This is a genomic window from Cupriavidus sp. MP-37 (genome assembly GCF_020618415.1).
Taxonomy (GTDB): Bacteria; Pseudomonadota; Gammaproteobacteria; order Burkholderiales; family Burkholderiaceae; genus Cupriavidus.
The window spans coordinates 188402-210031 of sequence record NZ_CP085345.1 but is presented as its reverse complement, the minus strand read 5'-3'; the positions used below and the strand labels follow the sequence as shown (position 1 = coordinate 210031).

General features: G+C 67.4%; 20 protein-coding genes. 7 read left to right on the top strand and 13 right to left on the bottom strand.

Going from position 1 to position 21630, the window contains the following annotated elements; translation table 11 throughout:
- Position 1: 1 nt before the first annotated feature.
- On the bottom strand, positions 2 to 973 hold the full coding sequence (locus LIN44_RS17560) for a tripartite tricarboxylate transporter substrate binding protein (protein ID WP_227315552.1): 972 nt from the start codon (positions 971 to 973) through the stop codon (positions 2 to 4).
- 232 nt (positions 974 to 1205) lie between these two features.
- Between LIN44_RS17560 and LIN44_RS17555 the strand changes: the two genes are divergently transcribed.
- Positions 1206 to 1448 (top strand): DUF2795 domain-containing protein, encoded by a 243-nt coding sequence (locus tag LIN44_RS17555; RefSeq protein WP_227315551.1) that lies wholly within the window; start codon positions 1206 to 1208, stop codon positions 1446 to 1448.
- 33 nt (positions 1449 to 1481) lie between these two features.
- Here the strand turns inward: LIN44_RS17555 and LIN44_RS17550 are convergent, their stop codons facing one another.
- The 4 genes from LIN44_RS17550 to LIN44_RS17535 form a co-directional block, all read right to left on the bottom strand.
- Positions 1482 to 1868, bottom strand: coding sequence for a hypothetical protein (locus LIN44_RS17550; RefSeq protein WP_227315550.1), 387 nt, complete (start codon positions 1866 to 1868; stop codon positions 1482 to 1484).
- Positions 1869 to 2116: 248 nt separating this feature from the next.
- Complete coding sequence (locus LIN44_RS17545) at positions 2117 to 3232, bottom strand: alkene reductase (protein ID WP_227315549.1); 1116 nt, start codon at positions 3230 to 3232, stop codon at positions 2117 to 2119.
- A gap of 73 nt (positions 3233 to 3305) precedes the next feature.
- Positions 3306 to 4112 (bottom strand): 2,5-didehydrogluconate reductase DkgB, encoded by an 807-nt coding sequence (gene dkgB, locus LIN44_RS17540; protein ID WP_227315548.1) that lies wholly within the window; start codon positions 4110 to 4112, stop codon positions 3306 to 3308.
- Positions 4113 to 4253: 141 nt separating this feature from the next.
- A complete protein-coding gene (locus LIN44_RS17535) occupies positions 4254 to 5456 on the bottom strand; it encodes an MFS transporter (RefSeq protein WP_227315547.1) in 1203 nt (400 codons plus the stop codon).
- A gap of 103 nt (positions 5457 to 5559) precedes the next feature.
- Between LIN44_RS17535 and LIN44_RS17530 the strand changes: the two genes are divergently transcribed.
- A complete protein-coding gene (locus LIN44_RS17530; RefSeq protein WP_227315546.1) occupies positions 5560 to 6486 on the top strand; it encodes a LysR family transcriptional regulator in 927 nt (308 codons plus the stop codon).
- Positions 6487 to 6531: 45 nt separating this feature from the next.
- Here the strand turns inward: LIN44_RS17530 and LIN44_RS17525 are convergent, their stop codons facing one another.
- Both LIN44_RS17525 and LIN44_RS17520 read right to left on the bottom strand, forming a co-directional pair.
- Positions 6532 to 7212 carry a carboxymuconolactone decarboxylase family protein gene (locus LIN44_RS17525; protein ID WP_227315545.1) on the bottom strand — a complete coding sequence of 227 codons (681 nt, stop codon included), beginning with the start codon at positions 7210 to 7212 and terminating at the stop codon, positions 6532 to 6534.
- Between the two features lie 106 nt (positions 7213 to 7318).
- Positions 7319 to 7810, bottom strand: a complete 492-nt coding sequence (locus tag LIN44_RS17520; RefSeq protein ID WP_227315544.1) for a cupin domain-containing protein — start codon at positions 7808 to 7810, stop codon at positions 7319 to 7321.
- A gap of 104 nt (positions 7811 to 7914) precedes the next feature.
- Here LIN44_RS17520 and LIN44_RS17515 point away from each other — a divergent pair, with 104 nt between their 5' ends.
- The 3 genes from LIN44_RS17515 to LIN44_RS17505 all read left to right on the top strand — a co-directional run bounded on the left by LIN44_RS17515 (position 7915) and on the right by LIN44_RS17505 (position 13348).
- The gene (locus tag LIN44_RS17515; protein WP_227316449.1) at positions 7915 to 8832 is read left to right on the top strand and encodes a LysR family transcriptional regulator; all 918 of its coding nucleotides are present in this window, start codon (positions 7915 to 7917) and stop codon (positions 8830 to 8832) included.
- A gap of 404 nt (positions 8833 to 9236) precedes the next feature.
- Positions 9237 to 12707 (top strand): adenylate/guanylate cyclase domain-containing protein, encoded by a 3471-nt coding sequence (locus LIN44_RS17510; RefSeq protein ID WP_227315543.1) that lies wholly within the window; start codon positions 9237 to 9239, stop codon positions 12705 to 12707.
- Positions 12704 to 13348 carry a hypothetical protein gene (locus LIN44_RS17505; protein ID WP_227315542.1) on the top strand — a complete coding sequence of 215 codons (645 nt, stop codon included), beginning with the start codon at positions 12704 to 12706 and terminating at the stop codon, positions 13346 to 13348. The genes LIN44_RS17510 and LIN44_RS17505 overlap by 4 nt, the downstream gene beginning before the upstream one ends.
- On the opposite strand, the gene LIN44_RS17500 is transcribed toward LIN44_RS17505, so the two are convergent.
- The 3 genes from LIN44_RS17500 to LIN44_RS17490 all read right to left on the bottom strand — a co-directional run bounded on the left by LIN44_RS17500 (position 13329) and on the right by LIN44_RS17490 (position 17156).
- Positions 13329 to 14360 (bottom strand): patatin-like phospholipase family protein, encoded by a 1032-nt coding sequence (locus LIN44_RS17500; protein WP_227315541.1) that lies wholly within the window; start codon positions 14358 to 14360, stop codon positions 13329 to 13331. The genes LIN44_RS17505 and LIN44_RS17500 overlap by 20 nt on opposite strands.
- A 169-nt stretch (positions 14361 to 14529) precedes the next feature.
- The gene (locus LIN44_RS17495) at positions 14530 to 16674 is read right to left on the bottom strand and encodes a molybdopterin cofactor-binding domain-containing protein (RefSeq protein ID WP_227315540.1); all 2145 of its coding nucleotides are present in this window, start codon (positions 16672 to 16674) and stop codon (positions 14530 to 14532) included.
- The gene (locus tag LIN44_RS17490; RefSeq protein WP_227315539.1) at positions 16671 to 17156 is read right to left on the bottom strand and encodes a (2Fe-2S)-binding protein; all 486 of its coding nucleotides are present in this window, start codon (positions 17154 to 17156) and stop codon (positions 16671 to 16673) included. The genes LIN44_RS17495 and LIN44_RS17490 overlap by 4 nt, the downstream gene beginning before the upstream one ends.
- A gap of 143 nt (positions 17157 to 17299) precedes the next feature.
- Here LIN44_RS17490 and LIN44_RS17485 point away from each other — a divergent pair, with 143 nt between their 5' ends.
- Positions 17300 to 18166, top strand: a complete 867-nt coding sequence (locus LIN44_RS17485; RefSeq protein ID WP_227315538.1) for a LysR substrate-binding domain-containing protein — start codon at positions 17300 to 17302, stop codon at positions 18164 to 18166.
- A gap of 205 nt (positions 18167 to 18371) precedes the next feature.
- On the opposite strand, the gene LIN44_RS17480 is transcribed toward LIN44_RS17485, so the two are convergent.
- Positions 18372 to 18608, bottom strand: a complete 237-nt coding sequence (locus LIN44_RS17480) for a hypothetical protein (RefSeq protein ID WP_227315537.1) — start codon at positions 18606 to 18608, stop codon at positions 18372 to 18374.
- A 288-nt stretch (positions 18609 to 18896) separates the two neighbouring features.
- Between LIN44_RS17480 and LIN44_RS17475 the strand changes: the two genes are divergently transcribed.
- Entirely contained in the window at positions 18897 to 19754 is an 858-nt protein-coding gene (locus tag LIN44_RS17475) for a transglutaminase family protein (RefSeq protein WP_227315536.1), read from the top strand.
- A gap of 6 nt (positions 19755 to 19760) precedes the next feature.
- On the opposite strand, the gene LIN44_RS17470 is transcribed toward LIN44_RS17475, so the two are convergent.
- Both LIN44_RS17470 and LIN44_RS17465 read right to left on the bottom strand, forming a co-directional pair.
- Positions 19761 to 20078: a hypothetical protein gene (locus LIN44_RS17470; RefSeq protein ID WP_227315535.1), complete on the bottom strand. Its 318-nt coding sequence runs from the start codon at positions 20076 to 20078 to the stop codon at positions 19761 to 19763.
- A gap of 513 nt (positions 20079 to 20591) precedes the next feature.
- Positions 20592 to 21485 carry an NAD(P)/FAD-dependent oxidoreductase gene (locus LIN44_RS17465; RefSeq protein WP_227315534.1) on the bottom strand — a complete coding sequence of 298 codons (894 nt, stop codon included), beginning with the start codon at positions 21483 to 21485 and terminating at the stop codon, positions 20592 to 20594.
- Positions 21486 to 21630: the final 145 nt, after the last annotated feature.

Here is a 21630-nt window from a genome sequence, read left to right as displayed (position 1 = left end):
CTCAGGACCCCGCCTTGTAATTCGTGTCCTTGACGATCTTTGCCCACCTTGCCGCGTCCTCGGCAATGGTGGCGGCGAATTGTTCCGGCGTGCCGCCCACTACCTCGTAGTCGATCGCGGCCAGGCGTTGCTTGATTTCGGGCTGCGCCAGGATGCGGTTCATCTCCTGGTTCAGCCGCATGACGATCTCCTTTGGCGTTCCCGCCGGCGCCAGCAGGCCGGCCCACGAATTGAACGCCATGCCGTCGAACCCGGCTTCCTGCATGGTCGGCACGTCCGGCAGCGCCGGCGACCGTTTGGACGCGAACACCGCCAGCGGGCGCAGCTTGCCGGCCTTGATCATCGCCATGCCATTGAACGGGTCGATGGTCATGTCGACCTCGCCCGAGACCACCGCCTGCATCTGCGGGCCGGTGCCGCGGTACGACACGCTGACCACGTCGGGCGTGCCCGCGGCGCTCTTGAAGGTGGCGCCGATCAGCTCGATCATGCTGCTGCCGGCCGACAGGCTCAGCGGCCGGGACTTGGCCTTGGCCAGCGCAACGAACTCTTGCACGGTCCTGGCCGGCACCGACGGGTGCACCACCATCACGAAGCCGATATTGCTGATCTGCGAGATCGGCGCAAAGCTCTTCAGCGGCTCATAGCCCGCCTTGTACAGCACCGGGCTGAGCGTCTGCGCACCGGCGGTATTGAGCAGCAGCGTATAGCCGTCAGGCGCCGCGCGCGCGACCGCGTCGGTGCCGATGATGCCGTTGGCGCCAGGACGGTTTTCCACCACCACCGACTGCTTCAGCGCCTCGCCCAGCTTCTGCGAGATCAGCCGCGCCACCACGTCGGTGGCGCCGCCGGGGGCGAACGGCACCACCATGCGGATGGGCTTGCTCGGGTAGGTGTCGCTCCAGGCCAGCGCGGGCATCGCGCCCAGCATGGCGGCGCACAGCATCAGGCGGCGGCGCTTGTTCGGTTGCATCGGGGTGTCTCCTGGATGGCGTTATTCATATTTATGAATTTTATTTTACGCACATAAAGTTCCCCGTCAATTAGGGGTATGTGCGGACAGCGCGGCCGGCGTCTCCGCCATGGCATATGCCTTGCGTCTGTCGGGGGCGACGTCAGGAATCAGAGCGCTGCGGTCTGGCATGCGCACGGGATGCCGGGATCCCGAACATGGACCGCGTTCGCGCAACCAACCGGAGATCAACATGGCAAACGACAGGCAACCGCAAGGCAATCCGCGCACGGATCGCTACGATCCGGCCGCCCTCGAGCAGGCACTGCGCGGGCTCGACTATCCCGCGACGCGTGGCGCGTTGATCTCGACCGCACGCGACAACAACGCGGACGACACCATCGTGGATGCCCTGCTGGGCATCCCTGAGAAAAACTACGGGAATGCTGCGGAAGTGGCCGCGGCCGTGGCGCGGCACCTGGGCACGCAAGCGTGACCGCTTCGCATGCCAGGTTCCACGCTCGGGATGTCAGCGCCGGTCGTGGTACAGCGGGTCCAGGTCGTGCCGGAACAGCTTGCGCAGCGCAACGGGATACTGGAAGGCCAGCACGGGCTCGAGCGTGCCTTGCCGGTTGCGGAACACCTCGAACAGGCGGCGCCTGCCGCCGTCGTCCCAGCCAAAGACATAGACATAGGCGCTGCCCCGCCACGCCAGCGTTCCGGCCCCGAACGGCGGGCCCACGTCGGCGAGCGGGCAATAGCGGGCGCACAGCGCCAGCGCGGTCTTTTCCGGCCCGGTCAGTTCCTGGTTCGCGTCCGTTTCAAACGGCAGGCCCAGGCCGGGGCCGAGCGACAGGGGGTGGCCGTTGGGATGTGCCGGTGCAAGGCGGTGGTCTGGCGACTGGTGGACAGGCACGGTGTCTCACTCCTTTTTCTCGATCGTTCCACATCGCGCGCGCCTGGCACCAGCCGGTCAAACGCGAATGATTCGCGCCTTCATATCGCTTTGCAGCTTCCCAAAAAAAGAAAGGCCCGCGGGTTGGACCTGGCGGGCGGACTTTCCGGGATACGGACAGGCGCATTCGGACAGGTGCCGATATTGCCCTGCTATGTCGGCCGCAGCATATCCCCCTAAAGCACTACGGCGGCCACCGCGGGACCGGCTCAGGCCACGGCTTGCGCCAGCGTCGGATAGTCGGTCAGCCCTTGCGCACCGCCGCCGAACAGCGTCTCGCGCTGGTGCTGCGCCAGCGGCGCGCCCACGCGCAGGCGCTCGGGCAGGTCCGGATTGGCCACGAACGGCCGGCCGAACGCAATCAGGTCGGCCCAGCCGGCGGCAACGGCTGCGCGCGCCCGCTCCGCGGAATATTTGCCGGCATAGATCATCAGCCCCGGGAACGCCGCGCGCAGTTGCTGCTTGAACGCCACCGGCATCAGCGGCGCGTCGTCCCAGTCGGCTTCGGCGATATGGAGGTAGCCAACGCCGAGCTGGCCCAGCAGCCTGGCGGCGCCTAGGTACGTCGTTTCCGGATCGTCGTCGACGCAGCCGTTGAGCGTGGTCAGCGGCGCCAGGCGCACGCCGACGCGGGATGCGTCACCCGCGCCTTCGATCAGCGCTTGCGTGACTTCGCCGAGGAAGCGCAGCCGGTTTTCCAGCGAACCGCCGTATTCGTCGCTGCGGGTGTTGGCGCCCGAGTCGATGAACTGGTTCACCAGGTACCCGTTCGCGCCGTGCAGCTCGACGCCGTCGAAGCCCGCCGCGATCGCGTTGCGGGCGGCGGCGCGGTACTGGCCGACGACCTCGCGGATTTCGTCCACCGTCAGTGCGCGGGGCACGGAGGCCTGGACGAAACCGGGGGTGCTGCCGTCCTCCGCCGCGATGAAGACATTGACGCCCTGGGCCTGCACCGGCGACGACGACACCGGTTGCCGGCCGCCGAGCAGGCTGGTGTGGCTGAGCCGGCCGACGTGCCAGAGTTGCGCGAAGATGCGCCCGCCGGCGGCGTGGACCGCGCCGGTCACCTTGCGCCATCCGGCCACCTGCGCCGGCGTATGGATGCCCGGCGTCCAGGCGTAGCCCTTGCCCAGCGGGTCGATATAGGTGCCCTCGCTGACGATCAGGCCGGCGCCGGCGCGCTGCGCGTAGTAGGCGGCCATCAGGTCGTTGGCCTCGTCGCCGGGCTGGCTCGCGCGCGAGCGCGTCATCGGCGGCATGACGATGCGGTTCGGCAGCGTCAGGCCACCCAGTTGCAGCGGTTGAAACAGCGGATCCTTGCTCATGGTGTGGGTCCTGTCAGGTGCGCGGCCGGCGGGCCGCGCACGGGTCATGGGAAATGTCGGCGGCTTGGGTGGCTCAGTCCCATTGCGGCGCCAGGCCGTCCGGGCTGACCTCGCGGCCGTTGCGCTCGAGCGCGGCGATCCGCGCCATGTCGTCGTCGCTCAGCCGCAGGGTCTGCGCGAGCAGGTTGCTGGCCAGGTTCTCGCGCCGGGTCGACGACGGAATCACCGAGTAGCTCAGCTGCAGCGCCCACGCCAGCACCACCTGCGCGGGCGTGGCCTGGTGCCGCTGCGCGATCGTCCCGATCACCGGATCCCCCAGCACCTTGCCGTAGGCGAGCGTCATATACGAGGTCACGTGGATGCCTTCGCGCTGCAGGAAGGCCACCAGCTCGCGGTTCTGCAGGTACGGGCTCAGCTCGATCTGGTTGGTCGCGAGCGCATCCTTGCCGACCGCGGCGATGGCCTCGCGGGTCAGCGCGATGTTGAAGTTGGAGATGCCGATCTGCCGCGTCAGGCCTTTTTCCTTCGCCTCGGCCAGCGCGGTCATGAAGGTTTCCAGCGGCACGCCATTGCCGGGTGCCGGCCAGTGGATCAGCGTCAGGTCGACGAAGTCGGTGCGCAGCTTGCGCAGGCTCGCTTCGAGGCTCGGCACGAGCTTGTCCGGGGCGTAGTTGTCGACCCAGATCTTGGTGGTCAGGAACAGCTCGTCGCGGCGCACGCCCGACGCGGCGACGGCCTCGCCGATCTCGGCTTCGTTGCCGTAGATCTGCGCGGTGTCGATCGCGCGGTAGCCGAGTTCAAGGCCGTTGCGGACCGAGTCGATGACAACTTGGCCTTGCAGGCGGAAGGTGCCGAGGCCGAACGCGGGAATCTTGCTCATGGTGGGATCCTTCGAGAGTGAACGCCCAGTGAGGCGTTGGCAATGCCAGGCATTGTGCCGGCTGGCACTGATGAAATAAACGCCTTCACCGGACATAAATAATTGATCTGAAATCAAGGATGGCAGCCTGCCCCCCGTGGCTCAGTGGGCAAACTCCACGGGATCGGCGGTGCGTGCAGGCAGGCCCGCGCGCCGGTCGAGCGCGCCGCTGAACGCGGTCAGGGCATAAGCGCCCAGCGTCACGAGCGCCGCGATCCACGGCGTATGGCCAAGCCCGCCATGCGCGACGATCAGCCCGCCGAGCGACGAACCGCCCGCGACGCCGAGGTTGAATGCCGCGATATTGAAGCCCGAGGCAACGTCGGTGGCGTCGGGCGCAAAATGCCGCGCCTGCTTGACCACGTACACCTGCAGCCCCGGCACGTTGCCGAACGCCACCGCGCCCCATGCCAGCATGGTCAGCACCGTCAGCCACGGGTGCTGCACGGTGAAGGTCAGCGCCAGCAGCACCAGCGCCAGCAGCAGGAAGATCTGCTTGAGCGCCTTGACCGGGCCGGCGCGGTCCGCCAGCTTGCCGCCCCACACGTTGCCGAACGCCACCGACACGCCGTAGCCCACCAGCACCAGGCTGACCTGCGACGGCGTAAAGCCGGCGATCTGCTCGAGCAGCGGCGCCATGTAGGTAAAGGCGATCAGCGAGCCGCCGTAGCCCACCGCCGTCATGGCAAAGACCAGCAGCAGGCGCGGCTGCGCCAGCACGCGGAACTGGCGCAGCAGCGGCGCCGGTGCGGCATGGGGCAGGCGCCGCGGTACGAACGCCACCGCGCCGAGGAAGGCGACCAGGCCGAACAGCGCTACCACCAGGAAGGTCGCGCGCCAGCCGAAATGCTGGCCGATGAAGGTGCCCAGCGGAATGCCGGCGACGAACGCCACGGTCATGCCGCTGAACATGGTCGCGATCGCGCTCGCCGCCTTGTCCTTCGGCACCAGCGTGGTGGCGATGATCGAGCCGACCGAAAAGAACACGCCGTGGGCCAGGCCCGTGAGCACGCGCGCCACGATCAGCGATTCGTAGCCGGGCGCGCGCCAGGCCACCAGGTTGCCGACCGTAAACAGTGCCATCAGGCCGGCAAGCAGCAGCTTGCGCGGCACGCGCCCGGTCAGCGCCGTCAGCAGCGGCGCGCCGATGGCGACGCTGAGCGCGTAAAGGCTGACCAGCAGGCCGGCCGAAGGCAGGCTGACGCCCAGGTCCGCGGCAATGGTTGGGATCAGCCCGACGATCACGAATTCGGTGGTGCCGATGGCGAAAGCGCTGATGGTCAGCGCAAGCAAGGCAAGTGGCATGATGAGCCTCCAGGGTCCGGTGAGGAATGGAGCGCAGTGTGCCCGCTTTACTTTTGCGCAAAAAGTCGTCTATAAACCAAACTGTCTTGATTCCAATTCAATAATGAAAATCACGCTCGACGAACTGCTGGCGTTCGCGACCGTGGTCGACAGCGGGTCGATCACCGCCGCGGCGCAACAGCTCGACCTGACCGTCTCGGCGACCAGCCGCACCCTCGCCCGGCTCGAGGAAAAGCTCAAGACCACCTTGCTGCGCCGGACCACGCGCCGCCTCGAGCTGACCGAGGAAGGCCAGGCCTTCCTGCAGGACGCGCGCGCCATCATCGACTCGGTCGAAAGCGCGGAAGAACAGATGCTGGCGCGGCGCGAGAAGCCGTCCGGACGCCTGCGCGTCGACGCCGCGACGCCGTTCATGCTGCATGTGATCGTGCCGCTGGTGCGCGGCTACCGCGAGCGCTTTCCGCAGGTCGAGCTGGAGCTGAACAGCAACGAGGGCATCATCGACCTGCTCGAGCGGCGCACCGACGTGGCCATCCGCATCGGCCGCCTGAAGGATTCGACGCTGCATAGCCGGCTGATCGGCAACAGCCGCGTGCGCATGCTGGCCAGTCCGGCCTACCTCGACGCGCACGGCCAGCCGCGCAAGGCCGCGGATCTCGGCAAGCACGCGCTGCTGGGCTTCAACCAGCCGGAATCGCTGAACGTGTGGCCAATCCTGGGAGCAGACGGCGAACCTTACCGGATCGCTCCGGCAGTGTGGTCGTCGAGCGGCGAGACCCTCAGGCAGCTGGCGCTGGAGGGCGCGGGCATCGTGTGCCTGTCGGACTTCATGACCGCGCACGACCGCGAGGCGGGCCGGCTGGTGCAGGTGCTGGCGCGCCAGACCCAGGACGTGCGCCAGCCGATCCATGCGGTCTATTACCGCAATACCGCGATCTCCGCGCGGATCGCGTCGTTCGTCGACTACCTGGTCGAAGCGCTCGGCGGCAACGGGGGTTCGCGCCAGCCGGCGGCATGGGCCCAGCCCTGACATCGCCTGCAAGGCCCATAGCGACAACCGTCTGCGAACCTGTGGTTACTTCGCCCCGGACATGGTAGCCAGGTGCCGCGCCAGCGCCTCGCGCGCGCGTCGGGCATTCTCGACATCCACGCGGTCGGCCAGCACCTGGGTGAGTTGGCGCAATTGGCCGGCCGTGAGCCCCACGTTCATGCTGATGCGCATATGCGCCTGCAATTGCGACTCCGCCCCCGGCAGGGCTGACAGCATCGCCACCGTGGCCAGTTCGCGGCTTTGCCAGTCGAGGTTGTCGCGCTCGAAGATATCACCGAACAAGTGGGTCTTCAGGTACTCGTCAATGGCGGGCGCGAAGTCGAACAACGCTCCCTTGACCGGCGCGCCCGACAATCGGGTCTGGTTAGCGCTGCCCGCGGCCAGCAATGCGTCGCCCTTAGGCACGGCGCGGCTGGGCATTGCACCCGGCGCGTCCTGAATACCACGCTGCTTGCGCGCCTCTAGCACCTTCATCAACTCGGCCAGCGCATTGAGGCTGCGCGGAAAGCCGGCGTAAGCATAGAGCTGCACCAGGATTTCCTTGGCATCGCTGACCGTCAGGCCTGCATCCAACCCGTGGTTCAATGCCGCGTTCAGCCGGGCGATATCGCCCGCGGCGCCAAAGGCTGCGACAGGTACGATCGCTCGCTGGCGGTCGGTCAGGGTTTCAGAGGGGCTTGGGGCGGTGGCTTGAGTGGTGGTCATTGCTTGGGACTCCTGTGCCTTCGGGGCTGCGTGGCCCAGTGCAGTCGCGAGGCCCAAACCCAAGGCCACGGCAAGCGCGCCGGGGTGGCAGCGCTTGATGTGCGGTTCAGCGGGCGTTGTATTGCTCATCGGTGACTTTCTCCATCCATGTGACGTTCTTGCCGTCGACCGTGCCCGTTACGGCCAGGTGGGTCATCGCTGTGGTATGCGTGGCGCCGTGCCAATGCTTGACGCCGGGTGGACACCAAACCACGTCGCCGGGGCGGATTTCCTGAACGGGCTCGCCCCATTCCTGCGTGAGACCCAAGCCCGAGACCACCACCAGACGTTGCCCGGCGGGGTGGGTGTGCCAGGCCGAGCGTGCGCCGGGCTCAAATGTCACCAAGCCGCCGGAGGCATTGATGTTCTCGTCTGCCGGCCATACCGGATCGACTCGCGCCCGGCCGGTGAAGTAGTCCGAAGGCCCTGCCGCCGAGGGCTGGCTGCCGGCGCGCATGATTTGCTGGCCGGCCGTCGCGATGACCTGCGGCTCGGCAGCGCAGGCTACCGCAGCCTGCACGGCAGTGGCACACAGGGCGATTTTCAGGAGGTAGTTCATGAGGGTCCGGTTCGGTGAAACAGAGACTGGACAGAACTGTATTTGCCAATCCATTAGATGAGAAGGCGGTAAAATCAGAACACGCTTGTGCATCTAATTCACCAATGCCGAAGGAAAACCTCAACGACCTGCAGGCCTTCGTGGCGGTAGCGCGGGAGCGCAGCTTTACCCGTGCCGCCGCGCAGCTTGGCCTGTCGCGTTCGGCCTTGAGTCATGCCATGCTGACCCTTGAAGCCAGGCTAGGCGTGCGATTACTCACGCGCACCACGCGCAGCGTCTCCACCACGGAAGCCGGTGGACGGTTGCTGAACACACTGGCACCGCGCCTTGACGAGATTGAGCTCGAACTGGAGTCGCTCAGCGCCATGCGTGACAGGCCGGCCGGCACGGTTCGCATCACGGCACATGACCACGCTATCGCGACGGTGCTCTGGCCCAAGCTGCTGCCGCTGCTGCGGCAATACCCCGATATCCACGTCGAATTCAGTGTGGACTACGGCTTTACCGACATCGCGGCGCATCGCTTCGACGCGGGTGTGCGTGTCGGGAATCGCGTCGCCAAGGACATGGTCGCAGTGCGCATCGCGCCGGACCTGCGCATGGCCGTTGCCGCATCTCCCGAGTACCTGGTCGGCAAGCCGCTTCCGGCCACCCCGCACGACCTGACCCGCCACCGCTGCATCAACCTTCGGCTGCCAACCCACGGAGGCCTGTACGCCTGGGATTTCGAGAAAGATGGACAGGCCCTTAACGTCCGAGTGGAAGGTCAGACGGTGTTCAACAACACATTCCTGATGCTCCAGGCCGCGCTGGACGGCGTCGGATTAGCCTACGTGCCACTGGACTTAATGGCGCCACATTTCAAGGCTGGACGGCTGGTGCCGGTGCTTGAGGACTGGTGGCCGCTATTTCCTGGCTATCACCTTTACTACGCCAATCGCCGTCACCTCGCTCCGGCTCTGGCGCTTGTGATCAAGGCGCTGCGCTATCGGCAAGACCGCTCGAGAAAGGCAACGGTGTAGGACTGCGCGCGCCAATTTGCGATCTACCGCCGATCCCCAATATCCCTACGCATCGGCGGACAACTCATCAGCCTTGCGCGCTGGGCCAGAGAAGCCGCAGCGCGTTGAACGCCAGCGCAAAGGCCAGCGATGGCCGGCGCCGGCTGGCCTTGGGGCAGTACTGATGTGTAGCCCCCGAACTTCGGGCACCGGTCGCCCAACACGCGTACGAGTCGGCCGCCTTCCAAGGTTGCGTCGGACGCTTGGAGCGCAGCGTTTTGCTCCAGCGTGGCCTTGGGCCGGATGGAGGCAGGCGCGGCACCGATAATGTTCCCGCCACACAGGGGCCGCCTTGCCACCTCCCCTGATCCCGCCTCTAATAGATCCAGGTACCGTCAAGCTGGCAACGACGGCCGGGAGGCGACATGCGCTGCAGCCAATGCGGCTTCGGCAACCTTGCTGGCGCCAACTTCTGTGAGGCGTGCGGGGCGCGGCTTGCCCGCGTTTGCCCGCAATGCGGCGCCGAAGCCACCGCGGCGGCGCGGTTCTGCCGCGTCTGCGGCGTCGGGCTGCCCGACGCCGCCGCTACCGCCGCCCCTGCGCCAGCCGCCCTGCGCCAGGACAGTCCCGCGCCGGTGCACTACACCCCGCCGCACCTTGCCGGGCGCATCCTGGCCGAGCAGGCGGCGATGGAAGCCCGCGGCGAGACCGCCGGCGAGCGCAAGACCATCACCGCGCTGTTTGCCGACATGGCCGGCTCCACCGCGCTGACGCAGGACCTGGACCCGGAGGATGCGCGCCGGCTGATCGATCCCGTGGTGACGCTGATGATGGAGGCGGTCCACCACTACGAGGGCTATGTCGCCAAGTTCCTCGGCGACGGCATCCTGGCGCTGTTCGGCGCGCCCATCGCGCATGAGGACCACGCCCTGCGCGCGCTGTACGCGGCGCTGCGCATGCAGGATGCGATGCACCGGCACAGCGACCGCGTGCGCCTGGAGCAAGGCATTCCGCTGCAGGTCCGCATCGGCATCCATACCGGCGAGGTGGTGGTGCGCTCGATCCGCAAGGACGACCTGCACACCGACTACGATCCGGTCGGGCACACCATCCATATCGCCTCGCGCATGGAAGGCATCGCCACGCCGGCGTCGATCCTGGTGAGCGAGTCGACCCACAAACTGACCGAAGGCTATTTCGAGTTCACGGCGCTGGGCACCACCAACGTCAAGGGCGTGCGCGAACCGCTGGCGGTGTACGAAGTGATCGGTCCGGGCCCCCTGCGCACGCGGCTGCAGGTGGCCGCGCACCGCGGCCTGGCGCGCTTTGTCGGGCGCCAGGACGAGCTCGCGCACCTGAACGCGGCGCTGGAGCAGGCCAAGGCCGGCCACGGGCGCATCGTCGCGGTGGTGGGCGAAGCCGGGGTCGGCAAGTCGCGGCTGTTCCATGAGTTCAAGGTCAGGTCGCAGCAAGGCTGCCTGGCGCTGGAGACGTTCTCGGTCTCGCACGGCAAGGCCTTTGCCTACCTGCCGCTGATCGAGATGCTGAAGAATTATTTCCAGATCACCGCGCACGACGGCGACCGCAGCTGCCGCGAGAAACTGACCGGCAGGCTGCTGACGCTGGACCGCTCGCTGGAAGAACACCTGCCCTACCTGCTCTACCTGCTGGGCGTGGTCGAGCCCGACTCGCCGCTGCCGACCATGGACCCGGCGCTGCGGCGCCAGCGCACCTTCGACGCGATTGCGCGGCTGCTGGTCCGCGAAAGCCAGAACCAGCCGCTGGAAGTCATCTTCGAAGACCTGCAATGGCTCGACGGCGAGACCGAGGCCTTCCTCAACATGCTGGTCGACCACGTGCCCGGCGCGCGCATCGTGCTGCTGGTGAACTACCGGCCGGAGTACAGCCATCGCTGGGACGCGGGCGGCCACTACTCGCAGCTGCGCTTGCAGCCGCTGGGACAGGCCGAGGCGCAGGAGCTGCTGACCGCGCTGCTCGGCGACGATCCCAGCCTGGTGCCGCTGAAGCGGCTGATCCTCGACAAGACCGAAGGCAACCCCTTCTTCATGGAGGAAGTGGTCCAGACCCTGGCCGAGGAAGGCGCGCTGCTGGGCCAGCCCGGCGCCTACCGCATCGAGAAGGCGCCGGCGCTGCTGCACATCCCCACCACCGTGCAGGGGGTGCTGGCCGCCCGTATCGACCGGCTGCCGCTGGCGCAGAAGGAACTGCTGCAGACCCTCGCCGTGATCGGCAAGGAGTTTCCGCTGGGCCTGGTGCTGCGCGTCACCGGGCTGCCGGAAGAGCAGTTGCATGCGCTGCTGCGCGACCTGCAGAGCGCCGACTTCATCTACGAGCGCCCCGCCTTCCCCGAGGTGGAGTACGCCTTCAAGCACGCGCTGACCCAGGAGGTGGCCGGCAGCTCGCTGCTGACCGAGCGCCGCAGCGCGCTGCATGAAAGCTCCGCGCAGGCCATCGAGGCAATGTTCCATGGCCGGCTCAAGGACTACTGCAGCGAACTGGCGCACCACTACAGCCACAGCGGCAATGTGCCAAAGGCGGTCGAGTACCTGCACTGCGCCGGCCAGCAGGCGCTGCAGCGCTCCGCGCAGGAAGAAGCGATCCGGCATCTCAGCGAGGCCATCGCCCTGCTCAAGCGCCAGCCCGACAGCACCGAGCGCGCGCGGCTGGAGCTGACGCTGCTGCTGACGCTCGGGCCCGCGCTGATTGCGGCGCGCGGCCAGGCCTCGCCCGAAGTCGAAGCCAATTACCGGCGCGCGATGTCGCTGTGCGAGCAAGGCCGGCAGACGCCCTACGTGTTCTCGGCGCAGCTGGGCATGTGGGCGTTCTACCAGTTGCGCGCGCAATACCAGGTGTCGCTGCCGCTGGCCCGGCGCCTGCTTGCGCTGGCCACGGAGTCGCAGAAGCCCAAGCAGCTGGCCGAGGGCCATCGCGCGCTGGGCGCCACGCTGTTCCGCCTGGGCCTGCTGGAAGAGGCGCGCGCGCATATGGAGGCCGTGCTGGCCGTGCCGCATCCCGAGCATTCCGCCTACGACTTCCTGACCGGCTACGGCCGCGATCCGATGGTCCATGCCACCAGTACGCTGGCGTGGATCCTGTGGTACCAGGGCTTTGCCGACCAGGCCCTGGCGCGCAGCCACGAGGCGCTGGCACTGGCGCGCGCGCGTCCGGATGCCTACAACCTCGCGCTGTGCCTGGTGTTCGCGGCGGAGCAATACCGCTGGCGCCGCGACCCCGCGCAGGCCCGCGAGTATGCGGAATCCGCCATTGCCATTTCCTGCGAACAGGGCTTCCCCATCTACCTGGCCTGGGGCACCGTGCTGCAGGGTTGGGCGGTGTCCGAACTGGGCCGCCACGAGGAAGGCATTGCGCTGATGCGCAAGGGCCTCGACGCCTACGAGGCCACCGGCGGCGAACTCGGCATGCCGAACCTGCTGGCCATGCTGGCCGAGGCCTGCGGCAAGGCGGGCCAGCCGGCCGCGGCGCTGGATGTGCTGACACGGGCGCAAGCCATGGTCGAAGAGACCGGCGAGCGGCTCGACGAAGCCGCGGTCTATCGATTGCGCGGCGACATGCTGCTGCAGCTGGCGGCGCCGGAGGCCGGCGCCGCCGCCAGCCATGAAGCCGAGGCCTGCTTCCAGCGCGCGCTCGCGGTCGCGCACGGCCAGGGCGCCAGGCCGCTAGAACTGCAGGCCGCGCTGAGCCTGGCGCGGCTGTGGCAGCGGCAGGGCAAGGGCGACGCCGCGCGCGAAACGCTGGCGCGCATCCACGCCAGCTTCAGCGAGGGCACCGACGGCGCCGACTGGCTGCAGGCGCAGGCACTGCTTGCCGAGCTGGCGGGACAGCCGGCCCGCGAAACGGGTCCAGCACGCGCATGAGCACCGCCGCCGACTGCCCGCTGCAAGCGCGCTTTGTCGCGCTCTGGACGCTGGCGGGCGGCACCCGCGCGGCGGACGCGTATGCCGACCTGGCGCGCTGCTACGGCGAACCGACCCGGCATTACCACACCCTGGACCATGTGCGCCGCTGCCTGCAGGACCTCGACTGGGCGCGCAGCGCGATCCCGGATGCCGCCGAGGTGGAACTGGCGCTGTGGTGCCATGACGTCATCTACGTGCCCGGCGCCACCGACAACGAAGCGCGCAGCGCCGCGTGGCTGCGGCGCTGGTCGGCCGGCACGGTCGCCGCCGCCGGCCGCGTTGCCGCGCTGATCCTGGAAACCACGCACGCCGACGTGCCGGCCAGCCTGGCCGGGCGCTTCACCGCCGATATCGACCTGGCCGCGCTGGGATACAGCCGCGCGCGCTTCCAGGACAACGGCGCGCGCCTGCGCGCCGAGCGCACCGACCTCGACGACGCCGCCTATGACGCCGCCGAGCGCGCCTTCCTGCAGCGCCTGCTGGCCAGTCCCCGCATCTATGCCACCGACCTGTTCCAGGCGCGCTACGAGGCGCAGGCGCGCGCCAATCTTGCCTGGCGGCTGGCCCAGCCGGCGCTGCCTACAGGAACTCGCCGGTGATGTCGACGCTGGAGCGCTGCCCCACGCAGTCATAGTTGCGGTCCAGCCAGACGGTGGCAGCCTGCCGGCCCTGGTCGCGCAACGAGCACAGGAAATCCCAATCGGCGTTGTACTTGGTCGAGACCCCGAGCCTGGCCATGGTCTCGTCCGAGCGGATCGAATGGATCCACATCTCCTTCATCTCGTTGCGGTCGATCTTGCCCTGCTGGATCAGCGTGGTGACGAAGCCGATCGCGCGCATCTCGCGCATCAATGACGAATTGAAGCTAACCTCATTGACCCGGTTCAGGATCTCCGCCGCGGTGGTCGGCACCCCGCGGCGCACGATCGGGTTGATGTGGACGATCACGACATCGTGGGTCTCGCAGTGGTAGATCAGCGGGAAGATCGCCGGGTTGCCGACATAGCCGCCGTCCCAGTAATGCTGGCCGTCGATGCTGACCGCCTGGAACAGCGTGGGCACGCAGGCCGAGGCCAGCACCGCGTCGACGCTCAGCTCTTCCTGCGCAAAGATGCGGATCCGGCTGGTTTCGATATTGGTCGCGCACAGGTACAGCCGGATCGGGCAATGCGCGCGCAGCGCCGCGAAATCCACCTGGCCGAGCAGCACGTCGCGCAGCGGGTTGGCATTGCCCGGGTTGAACTGGTACGGCGACAGCAGCCGCAGCGTGATGTCGGCCATGGCGTACAGCGGGGAATGGTTCAGCCCCAGCGTATGGCTGCCCTTGAACCACGGCAGCCAGCGCAACGGGTTGAAGCGCTGCGCCGAGTGGGCGATGGCCTGCCAGAAGTCATGCAGGGCCTGGCGCGCGCCGTCGCTGCCGCCCTGCATCAGGCCATAGGCCAGCACCGTGCCGTTCATGGCGCCGGCACTGGTGGCGCTGACGCCTTCGATCGCCAGCCGGCCATCCTCCAGCAGGCGGTCCAGCACGCCCCAGGTAAATGCGCCATGCATGCCGCCGCCTTGCAAGGCCAGTGCCACGGGCTTGGCTTGGACGGGCTCTGGCGGCATAGGTATTTTCCCTTCGGCGGCGGCAAGGCGCCATGCTCCAGTGTAGGGAAGAACCGGGCCGGCAGCGTAGGGGCGCGTGCGCGGTATGACACACAACGCCGCGCCGGCTGCGTGGTACGGCGCCGGCGGGCGTGGCAGCGGCATCACCTGGGCAAACGCCGGCGCCGCGCTACGCCAGTTCGAACCCATGCCGCGCCAGCGGCAGCGAGCGGATGCGTTGCCCAGTGGCGGCAAACAGCGCATTGGCCAGCGCCGGCGCCAGCGTCGGCACAGCGGACTCGCCGACGCCGCCGATGCGCTCGCCACTGGGCGCCAGCACTGCCTCGAAGCGCGGCGTCTGCGCCAGCCGCAGCAGCGGATAGTCGTGGAAATTGGATTGCTGCACGCGTCCGTCGGCGATGGTGATCGCGCCCGACAGCGCCGCGCTCAGGGCCCAGATGCTGGCGCCCTCCAGCTGGCGCTCGACCGTCGCGGGGTTGATCACGGTGCCGCAGTCGATGGCATTGACGACGCGGTGCAGCGTGATGCGCTGTCCCTCCGCCGACAACTCCACCACCGTCGCGCACAGCGAGCCCCACGCCTGCGACAGCGCCACGCCGTGCCAGCGCCCCGCCGCCGCGCTGCCCCAGCCGACGTGCTGCGCCAGGCGCTGCAGCAGGCGCGCCGGACGCGGCCGGCCCGCCAGCAGCTTCAGCCGGAACTGCAGCGGGTCGGTGCCGGCGTGGTGGGCCAGCTCGTCGATAAAGCTTTCGGCGAAGAAGGTGTTCTGCGTATAGCCCACGCCGCGCCAGAAGCCCACCGGCACAGCGGTATTGACCATGGCGTGGCGTACGGCGAGATGGGGCAGCGCGTAGGGCAGGTCCACCACGCCTTCGACCGACTTGGGGTCGACCCCGCCCTTGACCCGGTCCGGGAAATTGCGGATATAGATCGACGAGCACGCCAGGCGCGCGTCCAGCGCGCGGATGCCGGCCGCGTCCGGTGCCAGCACCGCGCTGAAGCGCGCCGCCGCCGCGGGCCGGTAGAAATCGTGCTGGATGTCTTCTTCGCGCGACCAGATCAGCTTGACCGGCTGCCCCGCGGCCTTCGACGCCAGCGCGGCCTGGACAAAGACATCGAACTCCTCGCGCCGGCCGAAGCCGCCGCCGACGAAGGTGCCATGCACGACGATGCGTGCGGCGGGCAGGCCGATCACGCCGGACAGCCGCTGCGCGATCTCGCCGCAGACCTGGGTCGGCCCCCAGATCTCGGCGCGGTCGGCGCGTACGTCGGCGGTGGCGTTCATCGGCTCCATGGTGGCGTGGGCGAGGTAAGGCACCTCGTATTCGGCGGTGTAGGGCTGCGTACCCTGCATCTGCGCGTCCGGATCGCCGTGGCGCAGCGCCACCGCCGCTGCGCCGCGCGCAGCGGCGCGGTAGCCGGCCATCAGTGCGGCGTCGCCAGCCGGAGCGCCTTGCGGGAGCTGCCAGTCCGGCCGCAGCGCGGCCAGGCCCTTGCGCGCGGTCCAGTAGCTGTCGGCCAGCACCACCACGGCATCGTCCAGCGGCACCACGCGCCGCACGCCGCGCACTGACAGCGCCGGGCGGGCATCGACCCGGCGCAGCGTGCCGCCGAAGACCGGGCACGCCAGCACCGACCCCACCAGCATGCGCGGCACCTTGACATCGACGCCGAACACCGCGGCGCCGCGAGTCTTCAGCGGAATGTCGAGCCGGTCGGTCGGATGGCCCAGCAGCTTCCAGTCGCGCGGATCCTTCAGCGCCACGCCGGCCGGACGTGGCAGGCTGGCCGCCCGCGCGGCCAGCGCACCGTAGCCGAGCGTGCGCCCGCTGGGCTCATGCCGCACCACGCCCTGCACCGCGCGGCACTGCGCCAGCGGTACGCTCCAGCTTTGCGCGGCGGCCTCGCGCAGCATCTCGCGCGCGGTGGCGCCGATGCGGCGCAGCGGCTCGAACGACCAGCGCGCCGAGGTGCTGCTGGCGGTCGCCTGCACCTTGAACATGCGGTTGTTGTAGACCGGGTCGGTCGGCGCCAGCTCGGCGCGCACCTGGCGCCAGTCGCACTCCAGCTCTTCGGCGATCAGCATCGGCGCGGAGGTCATCACGCCCTGCCCCAGCTCGGCCGACGGCACCATGATGGTCACGCTGCCGTCGGCATCGATGCGCAGCCAGGCGTTGATGTCATCCGGGTCGCGCGCGGGCGCGCTGGCGTCGGCGGCCTTCGCCAGCGGCAGGTGGAAGCCCAGCACCAGCGCCGCCGGCACCGCGCCGGCGGCTTGCAGGAAACGGCGGCGGCTTGTAGGGAGATGGCTCACGATGACGCCCTCCCCTTTGCGTCGCCGGCGTTCAGCGCGGTGGCGGCGCGCAGGATGGCGCGCTCCACGCGCGGGTAGGTGCCGCAGCGGCACAGGTTGATGATGCCGGCGCGGATCTCCTCCGGCCGCGGCGACGGGTTGTCCTTCAGCAACGCGCAAGCGGCCATGATCATGCCCGACTGGCAATAGCCGCACTGCGGCACCTGCTCGGCAATCCACGCGCGCTGGACCGGGTGCGAATTGTCGGCCGACAATCCTTCGATGGTGGTGATGTCGGCGCGCCCCACGCTGCCGACAGGCGTGATGCAGGCGCGCACCGCCTTGCCGTCGACCTGCACGGTGCAGGCGCCGCACAGGCCGGCACCGCAGCCGAACTTGGTGCCGGTATAGCCCAGGTAATCGCGCAGCACCCACAGCAGGGGCATGTCGCGTTCGGCCTCGACGGCGTGGCGCTTGCCGTTGATCTTCAACTGCAGTTTCATGGGGGTCTCCTCGTTGCGCACCGGCTTCGCAGCGGCCGGTTCGGTGCGGGCCAGTATCGGCCGCGCGGCATGGCAGGACAATCGACTTGTTTTGCCATCACCTGTGAGGCAAGATCACAGCCATGATCCGCAGGCTCCCCTCGATGCAAGTGCTCCAGGCCTTTGCCGCCACCGCGCGCACGGGCAGCATGACGCGCGCCGCCGATGCGCTGTGCGTGACGCATGGCGCCATCAGCCGGCATATCCGTGCGCTGGAGTCACAGCTTGGCTGCACCCTGTTCCTGCGCGCCGGCCGGCAACTGGAGCTGACCGCCACCGGCCGCGAACTGGCCGACGACCTCGACCGCGCCCTGCGCGCGGTGGAACTGTCGCTGGCCGGCGCGGCCGAGCGGCGCGCGCGCGAACGGCAGTCGCTGCACGTCAATGTCAGCCCGGAACTGGCCGGCGCCTGGCTGGTGCCCAAGCTGCCACGGCTGCGCGAGGCGCTGCCTGGCCTGGACCTGTCCATCGCCGCCAGCACGGAGGATCCCGACTTCGCCCGATCGGACCTCGACGTCAGCCTGCGCTACGGCCCCGCGCCCTTCACCGGCTATCAATGCCTGAAGCTGCTCGACGACGACATCATCGTGGTCTGCAGCCCCGGCTTCGCCCAGCGGCACGCCGGCATGACCGCGGCCGACGCCGCGCACCTGCCGCGGCTGCGGCACGCACGCTTCCGCTGGTCGCAGTGGGGCGCCGCCGCCGGCGTGGTATTGGAAGAGCCCGAAGACGGCATCGTCTTCGACTGCCGCGCACTGCTGATCGAAGCCGCGGCCAATGGGATGGGACTGGCGCTAACGCGCGCCCTGCTGGCGCGTGAGGCCATCGCTGCGGGTCGGCTGGTGCAGCCGCTGCCGGCCAGCTTTCCGGCCAGCCACAACTGCTACATCGTATGGCGTGGCGACAACCCCAAGCAGGCGTTGATCCGGAGCTTTGCGCAGTGGTTGCGGGAGGTGGCGGTGCGGGGGTAAAAGGGCTGCCTGCGGGCGATCGGTTAGGTAGTACGCTACTCGATCGCCCATACGTACCGCCGGCCCGTTAGACGCTGCGCGACAAATGCTGATCGAGGTTCAGGCTTCGTTACCTGGCCTGCGGGCGCCGCTGCCGTTCCGACCAACTGGGTGAGACCGATCGTGACGCGTCCCTGCATATCTGGCCTCCGCTCTCCGCCTCCGTTCATTCAGCCGGTCCAAGAATAACGTCCACGGCGGCGCGCCCTGCCAGCTCCGCCACGAGGTAAGCCCAACGTCTGGAATACGGCCCGCCAAAGACTTTGATTCGCTTGCCAATCGCCGCGACGCCCGGCGGCCTCATGGGTCCCTCGACCTGGAACCAGATATCAAACATGTCCTTGGATACCATATGGAGATCGACATGGATATCGAACCCACGATAATTGGTCACGCGCTCCATAGCCATCTTCAATATTCCTGCAGTGAATTTGTCAACGTAATGCTCTACCCAGCAGGAATCAAGGCTGATCTGAGTCCGGAGCAGCAGGATCGAACCATAGGCTCCTGCCGATTAGGCTGCACACCGCCCTGACCCGCTTACAAATTGGTCAGGCAGGCGCTGCGTCTTCGCACCTGCCGTGCCTGCTCGCGCGGACCGCTCGTCCGCTTCTGACGCTACACTGAATTGGATGGCCAGAGCCGTTCCCGCGGCCGACGCCGTCTCCTCCATGTCGACAGAAGGTCAGAAATGAACCGCCTTCGGTACTCGGTGAACCTGTCCTATGAGATCCTGGATCCCACGGCAGACTTTCTTCTGATTGTAGAAGCCGCGAAAACTGCAAGACAGTCCGTTGTCTCCGAGCGTCTGGCGCTCACGCCACCGTTTCACGCCGCTCGCCACACGGACACACTTTGCAACCGCCTGCTCAGAATACGTGCGAACAGGGGCCCACTGGCCATCCGCTATGAAGCTGTAGTGGATATCGATCATCGGCTCGACGATGGCATGTCGCTAACCGAGGTACCGGTGGCCGAACTTCCCTTCGAGGTACTGTCGTACTTGGCGCCGAGCCGGTATTGCGAATCCGATCGCATGATGGAGTTCGCGATGCGCGAGTTTGGCGGCATGCATCCCGGCTATTCGCGCGTGTATGCGATCCGAGAGTGGGTGCGCAACCATGTGCGCTTCCTTTCGCGATCCACCAACGAGCGAACCTCGGCGATCGATACGATCGTCGAGCGCACCGGCGTATGCCGGGATTTCTCCCATTTGATGATCGCGATCTGCCGCGCCCTGAGTATTCCTGCCCGTATGTCCAGCAGCGTGGACTATGGTGCGGATCCCGCCTTGGGCGCGCCGGACTTTCACGCGGTGGTCGAGGTGTTCTTGTCAGGCGGATGGTACCTGCTCGATCCCTCGGGTGTGTCCATTCCGACCGGTCTGCTGCGAATCGGCACCGGCCGGGATGCCGCCGACATTCCGTTTGCCGCGATATTCGGCAAGGTCGAGTCGAAGCGGCCCTTTATCGAGATCCAGCCAATGGCCGACCCAGCTGCCGGGATTGACCTGCCGCTCGCAACGACAAGCGCCATCTCTACCTGGTAACCGGCATTAGCGCGCTTCGCCTTTCATCCCCTCGATCTCCATGGCGGTGTTCCAATCTTCGTATGCTTCAATCGGTTCCATGGCCTCGTCGACGAACGCTGCCGCACGTTCGGCGGCAGCGTTCGGTCCCAGAAGCACATCTTCCACACCGCCATCCTCGGTCCTGGGCGGCAGCAACATGTCTTCGAGGATCCCGCGAAGTTCCGGGGTATCCCACGGCTTGCCGAGCCTCGTTTTCCTGTTCTGATAGTGGCGAACCTCCGAGTCTTGCTCTGCGGTAAGTGGCAGGCCTCGGAACGTCGGGCTTGTGTCAGGGTGGATCATGGTGCGCCTCCCTATCGGTCGGCTTGCGTTGAATGAAGAGGCATCCCCTTGGGTGATATCGCGACTTGCCGGGCACTTGCCCGGCTTACGACTTCCTCTTGGCGAGACCGTCGGTCCGGACCCGCGACTGAACCGTGCTGAACGGAGTTGTCGGTGCGAAAGGCTTCTTGGGTTGCTTTGGCTTTTTCGCTTCGCGGTTGCCGCGTAGTTGGCTTTTTGCCATGAGAACTCCTGTTGTGTCGCTTGCCGGTTGGCAACCCCAGCATACGCGCTTAATGTTTGGCACAGGGAATTACTTCGTCCAACTTCATATGGCGCCAGGACCTGAGAGTCCCTGTCCCTCGCCTCGTGACTTAACCCTTCCGCCTCGCTTTGACCATTCCAGTCACCGACCTGAGCGGCACTTGGCTCTGCCATGCCATCTCCTTGACCCGACGATCCGTCCTTCACCGCGCCGATCTACGCCAACCTTTTCGAAGGCGACGACGCAACGGGAGAAAGGAATCCTTGCTCTTAAGTAACCATCGACTGCTGGGCGAAGATACCGGCCATAGCGCCCTGCGATGAGGCCTGGGTGACCGAGGGCAAGAAGGGCGTGGCGAGGTCGCCAGCGGCGTAGATGCCGGGGATGCTGGTTTGGCGGCGCTCGTCGACTTTGAGAACGATGCCAGTGGGCGTATCGACCGTGGCAAGGCCCAGTGATTCATGCAGGCTTGCTGACGGTTGGTTGCGCGGATGGGCGAACAGGATGTCGACCGCGACATTGCGGCGGGTATCGAGATTGACCGTGGTGATGTGGCCCTTGTGATGGGCGATCTCGACGATCCGGCCATCGACGACAGGTATATTGCGGCGCGCCAGATCGGCCTGGATATCGGCCGCAATGTCATGACCATCGGCGAAGACAGTCAACTTGTCAGTCCAATCGCGGAACAGCCTGGCAGACTGGTGCGATTGTGGGCCGGACCAGACGAGGCCCCAATGCTGGCCGGCGACTTCAAAGCCGTCGCAATAGGGGCAGGGCACGATGGACGTGCCCCAGCTTTCGGCAAAGCCTGGAATATCAGGCATCTGGTCGGCGACGCCATAGCTCAGGATCAGGCGGCGCGCCCCTAGGCTTTGGTTATCGTCAGTGACGACGCAGAAATCGTCGATGGCGCCAGACACGCTCTCGGCTCGAGCATTGACCAGCCTGATCGTTGGATAGCGCGTGAGCTGCTGCCGCGCCTCGACCAGGATGTCCAGCGGCGGCTTGTGATCGTGGCCGAGCAGGCCATGCGAGTGGCCGGCAAAGCGGTTGCGCGGCCGGCCGGTATCGAGAACGGTGACCTTGCGGCGGGCACGGCCGAGCTGCAGGGCGGCGGCGAGGCCGGCAAAGCTGCCGCCGATGATGATGACGTCATTCATGGTGCTGGGCTCCGTGTTGTAGATGGAGAAGTGACTGGGCCTAGTGCGCAAGAACGTCCGGAGATAAGCGCTTGAGACGGTCAGCGCGCAAGGCTTCGGCATTGGCGGGATGTTTGCCCATGGCTATTGACCGGCCGGACAATGC

What these genes read in the sequence shown, in the direction of transcription:
- LIN44_RS17545 (WP_227315549.1), bottom strand. Translation starts at nt 3,232, where the DNA reads ATGAGCAAGGATCCGCTGTTTCAACCGCTGCAACTGGGTGGCCTGACG.
- dkgB (WP_227315548.1), bottom strand. Translation starts at nt 4,112, where the DNA reads ATGAGCAAGATTCCCGCGTTCGGCCTCGGCACCTTCCGCCTGCAAGGC.
- LIN44_RS17475 (WP_227315536.1), top strand. Translation starts at nt 18,897, where the DNA reads ATGAACCGCCTTCGGTACTCGGTGAACCTGTCCTATGAGATCCTGGAT.
- LIN44_RS17535 (WP_227315547.1), bottom strand. Translation starts at nt 5,456, where the DNA reads ATGCCACTTGCCTTGCTTGCGCTGACCATCAGCGCTTTCGCCATCGGC.
- LIN44_RS17485 (WP_227315538.1), top strand. Translation starts at nt 17,300, where the DNA reads ATGCAAGTGCTCCAGGCCTTTGCCGCCACCGCGCGCACGGGCAGCATG.
- LIN44_RS17465 (WP_227315534.1), bottom strand. Translation starts at nt 21,485, where the DNA reads ATGAATGACGTCATCATCATCGGCGGCAGCTTTGCCGGCCTCGCCGCC.
- LIN44_RS17520 (WP_227315544.1), bottom strand. Translation starts at nt 7,810, where the DNA reads ATGAACTACCTCCTGAAAATCGCCCTGTGTGCCACTGCCGTGCAGGCT.
- LIN44_RS17480 (WP_227315537.1), bottom strand. Translation starts at nt 18,608, where the DNA reads ATGGAGCGCGTGACCAATTATCGTGGGTTCGATATCCATGTCGATCTC.
- LIN44_RS17555 (WP_227315551.1), top strand. Translation starts at nt 1,206, where the DNA reads ATGGCAAACGACAGGCAACCGCAAGGCAATCCGCGCACGGATCGCTAC.
- LIN44_RS17490 (WP_227315539.1), bottom strand. Translation starts at nt 17,156, where the DNA reads ATGAAACTGCAGTTGAAGATCAACGGCAAGCGCCACGCCGTCGAGGCC.
- LIN44_RS17505 (WP_227315542.1), top strand. Translation starts at nt 12,704, where the DNA reads ATGAGCACCGCCGCCGACTGCCCGCTGCAAGCGCGCTTTGTCGCGCTC.
- LIN44_RS17525 (WP_227315545.1), bottom strand. Translation starts at nt 7,212, where the DNA reads ATGACCACCACTCAAGCCACCGCCCCAAGCCCCTCTGAAACCCTGACC.
- LIN44_RS17530 (WP_227315546.1), top strand. Translation starts at nt 5,560, where the DNA reads ATGAAAATCACGCTCGACGAACTGCTGGCGTTCGCGACCGTGGTCGAC.
- LIN44_RS17510 (WP_227315543.1), top strand. Translation starts at nt 9,237, where the DNA reads ATGCGCTGCAGCCAATGCGGCTTCGGCAACCTTGCTGGCGCCAACTTC.
- LIN44_RS17560 (WP_227315552.1), bottom strand. Translation starts at nt 973, where the DNA reads ATGCAACCGAACAAGCGCCGCCGCCTGATGCTGTGCGCCGCCATGCTG.
- LIN44_RS17500 (WP_227315541.1), bottom strand. Translation starts at nt 14,360, where the DNA reads ATGCCGCCAGAGCCCGTCCAAGCCAAGCCCGTGGCACTGGCCTTGCAA.
- LIN44_RS17515 (WP_227316449.1), top strand. Translation starts at nt 7,915, where the DNA reads ATGCCGAAGGAAAACCTCAACGACCTGCAGGCCTTCGTGGCGGTAGCG.
- LIN44_RS17470 (WP_227315535.1), bottom strand. Translation starts at nt 20,078, where the DNA reads ATGATCCACCCTGACACAAGCCCGACGTTCCGAGGCCTGCCACTTACC.